Here is a 14,244-nt window from a genome sequence, read left to right on the forward strand (position 1 = left end):
CAATTTTCGAATCTATTTTAGGATTGACTGGGGGAATCGTCATAAATAGCGTATCTAATGAGCAAAAAGAGAATCAGCTCAGACATAAACTAATAGAACCTAACTATATTCCTACTCCTCACAAATGGTCCGACCATGAGGTCACGGTAGCTTGGCTAGGCCACGCCAGTTTTCTAATCAACTTTTTTGGAACAAGGATTCTCATTGATCCTGTTCTAAATTCAAATATCGGCATTACTCCCATAGGAAACCTAACCATCGGGCCTAGCCGTTATATCGCATCAGCCCTAAAGATCGATCAAGTTGGTCCTATTGATTTGATACTTGTATCACATGCTCATACCGACCACTTCGATTATCCCACGTTACGCAAGCTGCAATCAGCCAATACCTTTGCCGTCACCGCCAAAAATACCCTGCCTTTATGGAACGGCATGAAATTCCAAGCCGTAGAAGAGCTTCATTGGCAAAAAAGCAAATCTTTTGCCGGGGTTACGGTTAAAGCTATCGAAGGAAGGCACTGGGGAGCTCGAATACCGTGGAAAAAAGGTATGGAGGCAAACAGTCTTCTGTTGTCTAAAAACGGTGTTAATCTGTTTTTTGGTGCTGACACAGGCTACACTGAACTTATCAGACAACAACTGAGTGAGGTAACTATTGATTTAGCCATAATGGGTATTGGCGCTTACTCCCCAAAATCTTTTGAATCGAAACATGCGACTCCTGAACAGGCCTGGAGAATGGGCGAGGAAATTTCTGCAAAATGGATTATCCCTATGCATTGGGGCACTTTCAAGTTATCTCAAGAACCCATGGAAGAACCTATTGTTCGTTTCCGCCAAGCAGCGTCCGGGCAGCTAGAGAAAATCGCTCTCCAGGAAATAGGAGCTACTTGGATACTCCCGCATTAAATTGTTAAAGCTTCTCTCATCACTGGGAGAAGCTTTTTCTTCGTTCAATCTCCTGTTGCGTCTTCCTTTTCACTCTTTTTTGAATAATAGAACATTTTCGAGGAAAAACAATTGGGTAAGGAAACGTTGTATAATGAGAGCGTCAAATTAAATGTGAAAGTAAATACAAACTTTTAAATGAGGTGGCTTTTATGAGTATCTTTGAAATCATCATGTTAGTTTGTTTCGGCGCTGCTTGGCCCCTTTCCATTTACAAATCATATACATCCCGATCAACTAAAGGCAAAAGTTTATCGTTTCTCATCGTTATCCTCGTAGGATATGTAGCTGGGATTTTACATAAAATTTTTAACCAGTATGATGCGGTAGTGTATTTATACCTACTCAATTTCTTTATGGTATTAGCCGATCTCCTGATTTACCTACGTAACAGCCGGATTGCCGCGGCTTCTTCAAAAACGCCTCATTCAACAGTATCCGCTCCATTATCACGACAATAAATTAAAGCTATCTGATGTGATTTGACATTGAATCAAATCAATCAGATAGCTAAAGAGAAGTCTATTACATAGAAAGTAATGGTGATCTAGCTCCTTGCTTTAGACGAATCTATTTAAATGGCTAGACTTTAAAAGAAGCTCTACTTTAAAAAATAAATATCAGTTATTGTATAGGATAAGCTCCTTTGCTATAGAGGTAATTGATAAGGTCCTCACCATGCTGTTCTTCTTCCTTTTGAATCTGGACGCACATTTTCTCAGGGCTTTTCTGATCTTCAAATAGCATAGGTTTTTCTTGACTGCGCATCATGATGAACCACCCTTCTTATGCAAAATTCTTGATAAACTAGTTCTCGTTTGATATCATTCCCATCGCTTTTTTTAGCTATGCATGACCTTTAACATCATTTCAAGACGGTTCACATCCCTAATTCAGCCGAAATCTAAGAAACAGCAGTTAAGTCCTTAATTTAGGATTAACTGCTGTTTCTTGATTAACTTATTGTTTTGTTCCAAAATTCAAGGTCTTACTGCATAGGGTAAGCGCCTCTACTATTAAGGTAATTAAAAAGGTCCTCACCATGCTGCTGTTCTTCCTTTTGAATATGGTTTAATGCCTGGCGAATATTATGATCCTGGCATTCAAAGATGACGGTATCATAGGTGCCGGAAACATATTTTTCCGTCGTAAGCATATCTTTGGCCAAAGAAATGTCGTTTTGGTTTACAGTCTGTCCGGATGGATTGGTTGGATTCTGAGCCGTCATCTGCTGCCCTTGACCACTCATTGCCGGTGTTTGTCCATTCAAAATCTCATTGAGTGTATTAAAATGCTGTTTTTCATGAGAAGCGTGCGTGGTAAATAATTGTTTCAGCTCTTGATCCTGAGCCTCATTGGCATACTTGGTGTACTTTTCGACACACATTTCTTCATGGCTTTTCTGATCTTGAAATAGCATACGTTCTTTTTGACTGATCATGGAGAACCACCTTCCCTACATAGACTAATGGACTCACTTGATCGATATCATTCCCCAGCCTTTTTAAAGCTATGCAGGATTTACAAACCTCACCACTTGATGCGTCAAAAGTTTTTACAGCAGATCGATACCGGTACAATTACCTCTAAAACATCAATCTCACGTTCTGTGGTTAATACGTTTATTGGGACTTACTTTTATACCATCCAAACCCTACCCATTTTTTAGGGACTCTCCTCTCAAAAGCGATTAGCACCGCCCGGCCAAGCCAAGAGGAGATTGTCTTTCTTTTAATCGCAAATACAGGGATCAGCAGCAGCAAAGCAGCCGTTCCGCAGGCAGGAAATCCTGAGATGCCGCTGAACCGTTCCATCATTGAGCCCGAATAAAGGTTTCCGATGGGAGTAGAACCCTGGTTGAGAAACGAATAGACGCTCATCACCCTGCCCCGGTATTCGCTTGAGGTGTTCACCTGAAAGAGAGAATTGCAGAGGTTGAGAAAAGCCATGTTTATAAAACCTATGACAGCCACCATAAACAAAGCCAGACCATAATTTCTGGCGAAGATCATAAGGACCTGCATGCAGGAGGTCGCAACGGCGCACATGACAAACATATTCTTTTTGATCCCATACTTGGCAATGGTGGCCATTACGATGGCCGCGATAAAAGAACCGATGCCGGCCGCAGACATCAGGCCGGTATAGATACTGGCCCCCTGATTCAGCACCGTTTTGGCAAAAACAGGAATAATGATATCGTTGTTGAAGGCAAAGGTGCAGATCACCGCCATGACAAGGGAATTGATGACCAGCGTTTCATTGCTTTTAATGTATTTAAGGCCTTCTTTGATTTCCTGAACCACCTGTCTCCTCACTCTCTGTGGGGCGACATAGTCCGTCCTAATCATGAAAAGTCCGCCGATGACTGCAATATAGCTGACCGCATCGACTAAGAAGCAAAAAGCAGCTCCAAATTTCACCATGACAATCCCGGAAATTGCAGGACCCACGATCTTGGCAAGATTGAATATCGTCGAATTGAGCGAAATTCCGTTCATGATGTCTTTTTTCCCGACAAGCTCAATGAAGAAGGATTGCCGTGCCGGCATGTCGACGGTTTGGGCGAAACCAAAGAGTGTTGTGATCACAAGAATCTGCCAGTATTTTACGATACCCAGAAAAACCAAGAGTGTCATTGTGAAACCTAACGTCATAAAAACCGTTTGAGTCATAATCAAGATGTTCCTCTTAGGGAACCGGTCGACAAAAACCCCTGCGAAGAGGGTGAATAAGAGCATTGGCATGAACTGGCATACCCCAAGTAAGCCAACCAGAAGCGGAGATTTCGTGATCGTATAGACAAGCCATACCTGAGCTGTCCTCTGCATCCAGGTCCCCGTCAGTGAGATGCACTGCCCAATCCAGAAATAGCGGAAGTTTTTATATTTTAAAGAGACAAACGTTGTTTTAAGCGCGGATGAAATTTTAGCGGTAGTATGCATGTTACACACACCTGTCTTAATTTATTTATTGGCATTAAGCAGAGAGATGGATGTTTCCCTTGGTCCCCTCCAATACCATGTCTTTATAATAGCCGCCCTTTTCCATCAGTTCGGCGTGACTGCCCGTTTCAACAATTTCACCTTTTTTCAAGACGATGATCTTGTCGGCATTCCGAATGGTGGAAAGCCGATGGGCGATGATTAAGGTGGTCCTGTTTTTGGCCATATTTTCGATGGCATTTTGAATCAGAACCTCGGTGTGGGTGTCGATATTGGCAGTGGCCTCATCCAAAACAATCACGGAAGGGTCGTGCGCCACGGCTCTGGCAAAGGAAAGCAGTTGCCTCTGACCTGCGGAGAGTGTGCTCCCCCTTTCCATAACAGGCTCGTTGATTTTCCTGAGGAGACCCTCAACAAACTCTTGGGCGCAAGAAGTTTTTAGGGCCTCCTCGATTACAGTGTCGTCGATGTCGTCATTGAGCGAAACATTTTTCCCTATGGTCTCAGAAAACAGAAAGACGTCCTGAAGCACCACGGCGATGTTTCGTCTCAGATCTCTTTTTCTGATATCGCTGATGTTAACGCCGTCAATCAGGATCTCGCCCTTCTGAATCTGATAGAACCCGCTGACAAGACTCATGATCGTAGTCTTGCCTGCACCGGTCTGGCCGACGAAGGCAGCCATCTGTCCTTTTTCGATGCTAAAGCTGATGTCCTTGAGAATCCAATCTTTATTGTCGTAGGAAAACCAAACGTTTTTAAATTCTACGTTTCCCTGCATCCGCTCCATGGCGAGCCCCACGTTCAGCTCCTCCAGATTGTCTTCCTGGTCCAGCAATTCAAAAATCCTGTCTGCTGAAACGAAAGCCGATTGAATGGACGTATAATTGTCGGCAAGGTCCGAGATAGGGTTGAAGAACTGTTTGATATAGGTAGTGAAGGCGTAAAGCACGCCTATTTTAAGGGTCTGGTCCCCGATCTTGCCCATGCCGTACCAGATCAGGATGGCGACAGCCAGACTTTGAAATACGTCCGACATCGGCTTTAAAAAGCTGTTCATCCATACCTGGAAGGATGTGACTTTGTAATAGTCTCCGTTTAGTTTCATAAACTCTTGCTTCTTTTCTTTTTCCCCATGGAAAAACTGGATCAACTTCATGCCGGATATGTTCTCGGCCATAAAGCCATTAATTTTCCCGATCAGGCTCTTCATGATCTGAAAATTCCGTTTGATCTTTGTCCGCAGGAGAAAAATGACCGTGAACATGACAGGAATCACGGAGAACGAAACTAAGGCCAGCCGGGCATCCATCAGGAACATTGCGCCAATGATGCCCAAAATCAGAAATACATCTTGAAAAAGATTGATGAGCACGTCCGTATATAATTGGCTCAAGGCTTCCACGTCATTGGTAGCCCTGGTGATCAGGCTGCCCGAGGATGTCTTATCCAGATACTGGAGCGGCAGCAGCTGAATGGTTTTAAAGACGCGGCTCCGTAGGCTCCTCATAATTTCCTGACCGGCTTTATTGATCAGGTTCACCTGCGCAATGGCGAAAAATCCGCTGAAGGCCACGACAATAAAATACAGTATGCCCATGGAGGTCAGCGAAAACAGCCCTCTTTGAGCCATATGCTTGGTCAGGAAGTCGTCAATCACGATCTTGAGAATATAAGGCTTGGCAAGCAGGGCACCATTGACAAGCAACACACAGATTGACGCCAGCACAATCCTCTTCAGATGCGGAAGGTTTAATGACAGCAGCCTTTTAAAATTGTGTTGTTTAAGAGGCTTGGTTTTTCGGCTTGGTTTCACCACCGAATTGAACGTCATAGATTTCACGATACAGCCCTCCTTTCTCAAGCAGCTCCGAATGGGTTCCTCGCTCGGAGATCCTGCCCTGGTGAAGGACTATGATTTCATCAGCTTCCATGACCGCGGAGATTCTACTGGCAATAATCAGGGTAGTTTTGTTTTTTCTTACGTTCCGGAGATTGATCAGAATTTCCGCCTCGGTGACGGTATCCACCGCGGAAAGGGCATCGTCCAGCACAAGGACTTCAGGGTCTTTTATCAGCGCCCTGGCAATGGAAACCCTCTGTTTCTGCCCTCCCGAGATGTTGACGCCCCGTTCCCCCAGAATCGTATCAAAACCATTAGGCAATTCCATAATGGTTTGATAGACGCAACTGTTCTGCGCGGCACGTTCTACATCGTCGCCGGAATAGCTGTCTTTAAAAAATCGAATGTTCTCGGATATGGAAGCATTGAACAAAAAGTTATCCTGCGGAACGAACCCGAAGCCGCTTCTCAGCGCTTCCAGCTTGAAATCGTTAATGTCATGTCCGCCAATCAATAGTTTTCCTCTATCGACGTTATACATTTTTAACAGCAGGTTGACGAGGGTACTTTTCCCCGACCCTGTTTTCCCGATGATACCCAAGGTATGCCCTTGAGGAATTTCGAGGTTGATGTCACTCAAGGTTTCTTTTTCGGCTCCGGGATAAGAAAATGACAGGGAGTTCATCGTTATAGAGCATCCCTCAGGAAATATCCCTATGGGGCCGCCTTCTTTTATCTCGGGTTCCACATTGAATATCTCATTCAATCTGCCGAGAGATGCCATGCCCCTTTGAAAAATCGTAATCACCTGACCGATGGAGATGACAGGCGCCAGTATGATCGTCAGATAGCCGTTAAAAGCAACAAAGTCCCCGAGGGAGATGTTCCCTTTCAGAACCATATTCCCCCCCCAGATCAGGTTGAAGACAAAACTGACGGTAAAACACAATTCGATCGCTGGGGCCAGATAAGCCGAAACCCTCACCATGCTCAAATTGGCCTCCACCATCTGATCGTTCAGATTTTGAAACCTCTTGACCTCTTTCTCTTCCTGAACGTAGGCCTTAATCACGCGGATACCGGTGATGTTTTCATTGACCCTGTCGGAGATGGCGGCAAAGGTCTTCTGCACGTTTCTAAAACGCCTTTTTACAATCTTACCGATGTAAACCATGATGAAAACAATCAAAGGAATCGGGAGCAGCGACAAAAGGGTCAGCTGCCAGTTGATTGCTCTCGCCATTTCATAAATGGAAATCAGGCAAACCACAATTCCGTTGATAGCCAGCGAAGCGGCGGGGCCGAAGGTTTGACGCACGGCATTGATATCATTGATGGCGTAAGCAATCAAGTCGCCTGTTTTTCTGCGGCTGTAAAATTCGGGAGAGAGCTTTTGAAACTGATCGAAGAGTTTTTCCCTCAGAAAACATTCCAGGCTGCGCCCGTTTCTTATGACTAAATTCCGCCAAACGTAGGTGCATCCAAAGGTACCCGCTGCAATAAGCAAAATGTAAGCAATATTAACATATACAGCGTTCGGATGAAACCCACTATTTTTTAAAACATCAACCGTATTCCCCAGCACCTTTGGGAAAAGAGTTTGGATGTAAGAAGAGAGAAGCATGAAGAGAATGCCAATGATATAGGAAAACTTATGATCTTTTATAAACCCGATAATTATAGTTTTGCCCATCCGGTGCCCCCTTGATTATGCTGAAGCTGCATTACTCAATAACCTTTACCGAGTCTCTTTCTACAAGCGTACTGTTGATCAAGATGTTTTCATAAGGCTTATCCGGCTCCTCTATTCTTTTTAAGAGCAGTTCGACCACGCATTCACAAGCATAATCGATGTACAATTCCAAAGTTGTCAGAGCGGGAATGCTAAGCGAAGCCATCTCAGTATTCCCGCTCCCAATTACGGATAAATCCTCCGGTACTCTGACCCCTTTTTCATACAAATATTTGATCAGCTTAATCGCCGTATAATCCCACTGGCATATGATCCCAGTGGGGCCCTCACTGTCATGGAGCAGTTCATTGACCTTTTCTTCAAAGTTTCCCTCGGCATAAATGAGGAAATCATCCCTCACCAACAAAGCATGGTCCTCTAAAGCTGACTCAATGCCAAGTACTTTTTCTTTATTGATATAGGCGCTGCTGCTGCCTATAAAGCCGATCCTTTTGTGCCCCTTTTTAATTAGGTAATCACACTGCTTATATCCGCTGTTATTAAAGTTATACCAGACACTGTCGCAGTCAGCGGATGGCGAGTAGCCCGTATAAAATACCTGATTTCTTATTTTTGAAGCAATAAATTTCACATAACCGTTTTCAAATCCCCCGATAAAAATAATCCCGTCAAAACCTGTGCCCTTCGCAACTTTGTTAGGAAGATACAGTTTTTCCTGCCGGCTCTTATCCACAAATTCCACATCATATTCGCAGCCTACCGTCTGCAGGGCTTTTTCAATGCCCTGAACCATGTGGCTATAGTTACTGCTGTCCTGGATAAAGGGTTTTTGATGGAGCACCAGTATTCTTTTATCGCCTGAGTTCCCGGGCCTTAAATATCCCATTTCACTTGCTTTCATTAAAATTTTGCTTCTTAGTTCTTCACTAACTCCGTCCTGCCCAGAAAGGGCTCTGCTGACTGAGATATTGGAGATTGCAAGGGCTTTGGCTATATCGGACATGGTTGTCTTCTCAGATTTCATAATCAATCCCCCTAACGTATTTATATTATACCACATAACGTTAATTATTCTGTTGTTTTAACGTTATTTTATGCTTTCATTATCGTTATAATTTGATATTTATATCGTTATGTGCCGAAGCTTACAAGGATACTCTCGAAACAGTTCGAAACAAACTGCCCCTTTGGTACATTCCAGCTATAAAGAATTTCACTGTATAAAAATTCTTAATTACGAAAAACTTTCACAAATGATTGTGAACAATAACTTTTGAACGCTTCTGAATGTTATACTATTATAAATTTGCTTGGTCTGATGGTCTGACCAGATCCGCTGAAGAATTTTTGGGAAAGAAATTCCCTGATAACTCTTCTGATGCCTACCTATTGTTGACCTTTGATGGTAATAGCACGGAAGAATTAGAAGTTTCGGTCATGCCGGGGATGGTAATTTACACGTATATGTGTTAAAAGACCAGCTTACCGATGAAGCATGGAAAAAGAAACTCGCTGAAATATTTGAGGCTATGTATTGCAAATCTCGGGAACTCCAAGGATTAGTGTCTGGAGAGCACGGTATTGGCTATGCTAAAAAGGGATATATGTTGATCAGTATGAACCGTAGTTCGAGTTCTGATTAAAGGTTATTATTTCTAATTCTCTCAATCTTATTAAGACTTGTTCTTGCAAGGACAAATAAAATCACCCTACTCCGAGCTCTGACTAGAATTCCGGTAAGAGGATACCAAAATATCTTCAGAGGGGCGCGGGTGATGTTTAATTTATACGGCAGATTTTAATTCTTCAACCTTGCTTACTAATGTAAAAGAAACGGTCTGACATCATCGAGAGCTTTCTTCAATTCCTCAAGGGCTCGCTCATCCATTCTCCCAGAGCTGCGCATCCTTTGTATTAGTTCTTCAGGAGTAATACCCTGCATTTTCATTGCCGTAATAATCTCTTTCTCGTCTTTGGTTAAATCTTTCCATTCTCGCACAGACAAACACCTCCGCATAGACTTAAAACAGTTCTCTGTTCTTACTCTTTAGCTTTTGAATTGCAGAAGTTTTCTATACACGAAGCTTGGAGACAGAATATTTATAAATTCTTGACAAGTTCTTAAGATGTTCTTATCTTAAATTGGGCATTCTAAGAAACGTTCCAGTTAACCAAAACTAAGGAGGAGTGCAAATGTTAAAAAAGTTTGCAGTGAGTTTTCTAACCGTAGCTTTTCTGGCCTTAGGCGCCGGAACGTGCTTAGCTGCTCCCGATCCTGCTAAACTTGATGAGCTTAAAGCGTTAAACCAACAAATGTTTACGCTGAAGAAGCAAATGGTGGATAAACAGTTGGAGGCCGGAATCCTGGATCAGGAGAAGGCTGCCAAGATTAAGTCCTTCATCGAAAAGCGCCAAAAGCAGGTTGAAGAAGATTTTGCAAAGGGACAGTACACTGGCTTTGGGAAGAAACACGGTCATGGTTCGGATAAAGGGTGCAAACGCAATACCCAAGACACCCCCAAAACGAATCCTTCTCCAAGTAACACGTAATCTTAAGCAGTCTCACAGATTATGAACTGGAACAGCCCCCCAACTCATTACATTGGGGGGCTCTATTTCTCTATATACTTCTGGGCGATTCATCATCACTCAGGGTAACAATTGCTATCCTCGCTCAAGACCTTAAGGAAACCCTTTTAGCGGAAAAATATCCAACGATAATCCCAACAGGTAAAATTCCCAGGACTCCTAACCATGACTGAGTTTGTATTGCCACAACAACACTGAGAATGAACTGACCTGGCAAGGTTAACAGAAATAGAGCTTTCCTCGCCGCTGCCACTTTCGTTTCTGGAAGCCAGGGGAATAAACAAACAAACGGTTCATTAATAGCCTCACGCCAGGATAACCAAACGAGATTCGTCATCACAATTGAAAAGACGATCTCAAGAAGCCATTTGTAATACGTTGGAATAAGCAAGATCAGTCCTAAATAAAGCCCTACAACTTGGAGGTAAAAGATGACATCTCCCTCATTGCGCAGCACAGCCTTGAGACAACCCTCGACTAAACCGTTCACAGGATCACGTCTTCTAAAGAAAAGGTTAGAATTTCTAAACATTATAGGACGTTTCCTCAAAAACCTTGGTTTTTTTACATAAGTCCCGGCTCTTTGGAGCATGAACTTCGCTAATCGTAGTTTAGCGGTCTGTTCTCTGGAGACATCCTCAAAAAAAGCCCCTCTCAGTTTCAGTCTTTTGAATAAAAGGACACTTAGGACAAGCAAAAGCCCCAACACAGACAGATAGAACAGACCCCTACGGCTTTGTAAAAAAGACACACTTTGCCGCACATATACGCCCGCTGCTAAGAAAATAACCGACCTCACGATGCGCTGAAACCAACCCTTGAATCGAAATTCGATAAGCTGTTTGGAAATACCCATACAATTTTTAAGAAGAACGACAAAGACAGTTAGCCACAGGATACTTAGCCAAGAAAAACCGTAATGCAAAAATAAAAACGGAGCCAGAATTATCAGCAATAAGGAAGCCGCCACAGAGTTATAGATTATGGAATAACCTAAACTATAGATAAGCATCCGACTAAACCAAGCTTTACGTTGTAAGAGAAAAAGTTGATCCGCTTCCTCGACAAAAATCCGTATTGCTCCCGACCAAGCAACGATAAGAATAAAAGCTAATAGGGCATTAAGAGGAACATAATCCAGCCATCCCGGAGGCTTTCTCCACCACGAACGATAAAAGTTTAGAAAGATAGCGAAGAAGGGAATCACAATATAGAGGGCTACGATCCAATCCACAGCCGTCTTCCATACCTCGTATTGATATTTCCATTCAGAATTAAGACGTTGAAAAAAAAGTCTCGTGACTGTCATCATTTGCTGTTCTCCAATAACTGATCAAAACATTCAAACAAGGAACCCTCAGGCAATTGGCATTGTTTCCTGATTTCCATCAAGTTCCCTGCGGCAACTACAGTCCCAGCGTTCATTAAGACGAAGGAATCACAGATTTTTTCCGCAGTATCCAGCACATGAGTAGACATTAATACCCCCGCCCCTTTAACTCTGGCCTGGTTTAAATGACTCAGAAAATCCTTTGTACCTCGGGGATCCAGACCTAAAAAAGGCTCGTCCACCACATAAACCGCTGGCTCAAGGAGAAAGCCTAAAATAAGCATGACTTTTTGCTGCATGCCTTTTGAAAAGGTGCCGGGCAAATGATGCTTGACTTCACTTAAATGAAAGAGTTTTAGGAGATCCTCGGCTCTGCTCAAAAAAACGTTCCGCTCCATTTCATAGACAGCAGCTGCAAGCTCTAAATGTTCCCAGAGCGTTAACCTTTCGTAGAGAACGGGTTGTTCCGGTATATAGGAATAGTTTCTACCCTCTCCGGCGAATTCAACCTTACCGTCCATGACCGGCAATAATCCCATGATTGCCTTGATAGTCGTGCTTTTCCCGGCTCCGTTAGGACCGATGAGTCCAATAAGTTCACCCGATTTTACAGAAAGATCAACTTTTTTTATGACATCAGTGTTGCCGGAATATCCAGCATGGTTAATCGTTACTTTGAGTAATTCCATTGTTTAATCACCTTTATTGTCAATGTTCTCATATTGCTCCTAAACATTCTCGCTGATATTAGGTTTCTTTTTTCTTGTAATCATCATCACAACAGCTCTGAATTTTTTTAAAAATAATGATTGCCGGATAGTCAACAACTAAAGAACTTGATAAACTATTAAGAAACAGGAAGAGGTGGTATCCATGCCGGATGACAAAATTATGGCTTTACCTCAAGAACTCCTGATCTTAGGCGCGGCAGTGAAAACCGGAATGGTCGAGGCTTTGCGTCAAAGCACTACTTACTCGACTCTAGCCAAAGAACTAAACCTAAATCCCCGAGCCGTCCGGGTAGTGATTGAAGCTTTAGCTGATCTTGGTTACATCACCAGGCAAGGAGAAACTGTAGTTCTCTCCGAAGATGCTCAAAAAATGATCTATGACCCCGAAGCACCTAATTATATAGGGTTTGCTTTTATGCACCGCTACAATATGATCCGTTCCTGGGTTCGCCTTCCTGAAGTTCTAATCAACGGTCAACTTCCTACTCGGGAACAGGACCCTGAAAACACCCGCTATTTTATGGAGGGTATGAGACATGGCGCGGAAAAAAGCGCTCCGGCCATTGCTGATTATCTGCTCGCGGATACCGGCAGTTGCATCCAACTATTGGATATTGGCGGCGGACCTTTGATTTACGGAAGTGCCTTTAGTGCTCGAGGGGCTAAAGTAACTGTGCTGGATCTTCCTCCGGTGGTAAAATTAATGCAAGAGAAAGCAAACACGATGGGTATCGCTTTGATCCCCGGGGATTTTAACCAAGGTTTACCCCCCGGCCCTTTTAATCTGGCTTATCTCGGGAATGTCTGCCACATTTTTGGCGAGACAGAAAACCGGGAATTGTTCCGAAAGGTCAAGAATGTGCTGGTCCCTGGCGGACGTATTGCTGTTGTTGATATGGTGCGTGGAACAAATCCTTTTGCAGCCGTTTTTGGTGTAAATATGCTGCTTAATACTGCTAACGGCGGCACCTGGACCTTAGATCAGTATACCGACTGGCTAACAGATGCTGATTTTAAAGATGTCAGCTTAAAGGAAGTAGCTGGCCGTCAAATCATTACCGCAATATGTAGCTAAATCTTCCTTCTCTTGATCGAATAAGAACCATCTTTCCTTTTCCATATTATACGAAACTATTAGTTATATTAAGCAATGACCTTCATGGGGAAAATGTGTAGTAGGGAAAAATTATTACTAGATCCCTTAACTCTATTCATAGAAAGGGGATCTATTTTATTTTCCTGAAACTCTTGAACTCAGTTGGACATGTTATACTCTAAGGAGGGGCTCTGTCTTGACTCTTAACTGGTTTTATCTTGTTCTTATCTATATCGTTATGAATTCAATTTCTAAACTTATTCAAAAATATGTGATGGAAGATGAAGTAGTTGACCCAACTGCTTTTGGCGCCTTTTGGCATTTAATGTCCGGGATAATTGGTCTTCCTTTTATCTTCACGGCTAAGTTAATCTATCCACATTCGCTGAAAATTTGGCTGATTGTTCTTTTATCAGCATCTATTTATTCTGCCTGTTTACTACTATATTACCACGCTCTAAACAATACAGAATTAAGCCAGACAGAGGCAATCTCAACCACTCGTTCTATATGGTTTGTGATATTAGGTGCGTTATTTTTTGAGGAAACATTGAATCTCAGTAAGCTTTTGGGAGTCGGCTTAATTTTTGCAGGACTTTTGGTAATCTATTACCAGAAAAGAGCGAAGACCTCTTTTGGAAAACATCATATCTTTGTTTTGGTTTATGCTCTATTGGTTAGCTGTGCTTACGCACTTGATAAATTTGCATTAGGATATTTTTCCGTCGGGCTATATAACTCATTATTATACTTTTTGCCGGGAACTATTACCATCATCCTTTTTCCAAGAACTTTAGAGAAAATGAAGCATCTTATTAGACCTAGAAAAAATAATTACCTAATCTTATTATCCTGTTTCGTTCAGATCATTTCTACATTATCTCTTTATGCGGCTTATCAAATAGGTGAACTTTCTGTTGTGGGTCCATTAGCGCAAACTTCCACAGTCCTGACGATCATCTTCGGAATATTCCTGCTAAAAGAACGCTGGAATCTGAAAAGGAAGATTACAGGGATAGCCATCGTTTCTGTGGGAGTTATTTTTTTGAAGTTCTCGGTGTTTTAAT

At 42.7% G+C, this 14,244-nt stretch carries 14 protein-coding genes and 1 pseudogene; 6 read left to right on the forward strand and 9 right to left on the reverse strand.

The window, feature by feature from the left end:
- Positions 1-23 precede the first annotated feature (23 nt).
- Both VZF35_RS13635 and VZF35_RS13640 read left to right on the forward strand, forming a co-directional pair.
- Positions 24-911: an MBL fold metallo-hydrolase gene (locus VZF35_RS13635; RefSeq protein ID WP_407305583.1), complete on the forward strand. Its 888-nt coding sequence runs from the start codon at positions 24-26 to the stop codon at positions 909-911.
- Between the two features lie 191 nt (positions 912-1,102).
- A complete protein-coding gene (locus tag VZF35_RS13640; protein WP_407305585.1) occupies positions 1,103-1,411 on the forward strand; it encodes a hypothetical protein in 309 nt (102 codons plus the stop codon).
- 163 nt (positions 1,412-1,574) lie between these two features.
- Here the strand turns inward: VZF35_RS13640 and VZF35_RS13645 are convergent, their stop codons facing one another.
- The 6 genes from VZF35_RS13645 to VZF35_RS13670 all read right to left on the reverse strand — a co-directional run bounded on the left by VZF35_RS13645 (position 1,575) and on the right by VZF35_RS13670 (position 8,455).
- The gene (locus tag VZF35_RS13645) at positions 1,575-1,721 is read right to left on the reverse strand and encodes a hypothetical protein (RefSeq protein WP_407305587.1); all 147 of its coding nucleotides are present in this window, start codon (positions 1,719-1,721) and stop codon (positions 1,575-1,577) included.
- A gap of 217 nt (positions 1,722-1,938) precedes the next feature.
- Complete coding sequence (locus tag VZF35_RS13650) at positions 1,939-2,391, reverse strand: spore coat protein (protein ID WP_407305589.1); 453 nt, start codon at positions 2,389-2,391, stop codon at positions 1,939-1,941.
- Positions 2,392-2,572: 181 nt separating this feature from the next.
- The gene (locus VZF35_RS13655; RefSeq protein WP_407305591.1) at positions 2,573-3,895 is read right to left on the reverse strand and encodes an MFS transporter; all 1,323 of its coding nucleotides are present in this window, start codon (positions 3,893-3,895) and stop codon (positions 2,573-2,575) included.
- Between the two features lie 34 nt (positions 3,896-3,929).
- Positions 3,930-5,729 carry an ABC transporter ATP-binding protein gene (locus tag VZF35_RS13660; RefSeq protein ID WP_407314620.1) on the reverse strand — a complete coding sequence of 600 codons (1,800 nt, stop codon included), beginning with the start codon at positions 5,727-5,729 and terminating at the stop codon, positions 3,930-3,932.
- Positions 5,680-7,431, reverse strand: a complete 1,752-nt coding sequence (locus VZF35_RS13665) for an ABC transporter ATP-binding protein (protein ID WP_407305593.1) — start codon at positions 7,429-7,431, stop codon at positions 5,680-5,682. The genes VZF35_RS13660 and VZF35_RS13665 overlap by 50 nt, the downstream gene beginning before the upstream one ends.
- 31 nt (positions 7,432-7,462) lie before the next feature.
- On the reverse strand, positions 7,463-8,455 hold the full coding sequence (locus VZF35_RS13670) for a LacI family DNA-binding transcriptional regulator (RefSeq protein WP_407305595.1): 993 nt from the start codon (positions 8,453-8,455) through the stop codon (positions 7,463-7,465).
- A 308-nt stretch (positions 8,456-8,763) separates the two neighbouring features.
- Here VZF35_RS13670 and VZF35_RS13675 point away from each other — a divergent pair.
- A pseudogene (locus tag VZF35_RS13675) lies at positions 8,764-9,038 on the forward strand (FAD-linked oxidase C-terminal domain-containing protein); the annotation flags it as partial.
- Between the two features lie 212 nt (positions 9,039-9,250).
- On the opposite strand, the gene VZF35_RS13680 reads toward VZF35_RS13675, so the two are convergent.
- Positions 9,251-9,430, reverse strand: coding sequence for a hypothetical protein (locus VZF35_RS13680; RefSeq protein ID WP_407305597.1), 180 nt, complete (start codon positions 9,428-9,430; stop codon positions 9,251-9,253).
- Positions 9,431-9,624: 194 nt separating this feature from the next.
- Between VZF35_RS13680 and VZF35_RS13685 the strand changes: the two genes are divergently transcribed.
- Positions 9,625-9,981 carry a DUF2680 domain-containing protein gene (locus tag VZF35_RS13685; protein ID WP_407305599.1) on the forward strand — a complete coding sequence of 119 codons (357 nt, stop codon included), beginning with the start codon at positions 9,625-9,627 and terminating at the stop codon, positions 9,979-9,981.
- 124 nt (positions 9,982-10,105) lie between these two features.
- Here the strand turns inward: VZF35_RS13685 and VZF35_RS13690 are convergent, their stop codons facing one another.
- Positions 10,106-11,332 carry an ABC transporter permease gene (locus VZF35_RS13690; protein WP_407305601.1) on the reverse strand — a complete coding sequence of 409 codons (1,227 nt, stop codon included), beginning with the start codon at positions 11,330-11,332 and terminating at the stop codon, positions 10,106-10,108.
- Positions 11,329-12,039 (reverse strand): ABC transporter ATP-binding protein, encoded by a 711-nt coding sequence (locus tag VZF35_RS13695; protein ID WP_407305603.1) that lies wholly within the window; start codon positions 12,037-12,039, stop codon positions 11,329-11,331. The genes VZF35_RS13690 and VZF35_RS13695 overlap by 4 nt, the downstream gene beginning before the upstream one ends.
- A 184-nt stretch (positions 12,040-12,223) precedes the next feature.
- Here VZF35_RS13695 and VZF35_RS13700 point away from each other — a divergent pair, with 184 nt between their 5' ends.
- Together VZF35_RS13700 and VZF35_RS13705 are read left to right on the forward strand one after the other, a co-directional pair.
- Entirely contained in the window at positions 12,224-13,156 is a 933-nt protein-coding gene (locus VZF35_RS13700) for a methyltransferase (protein WP_407305605.1), read from the forward strand.
- Positions 13,157-13,373: 217 nt separating this feature from the next.
- On the forward strand, positions 13,374-14,243 hold the full coding sequence (locus VZF35_RS13705; protein ID WP_407305607.1) for a DMT family transporter: 870 nt from the start codon (positions 13,374-13,376) through the stop codon (positions 14,241-14,243).
- Position 14,244: the final 1 nt, after the last annotated feature.

Origin of the sequence: Desulfosporosinus paludis, assembly GCF_045689965.1 — a bacterium.
Classification (GTDB): Bacteria; Bacillota; Desulfitobacteriia; order Desulfitobacteriales; family Desulfitobacteriaceae; genus Desulfosporosinus; species Desulfosporosinus paludis.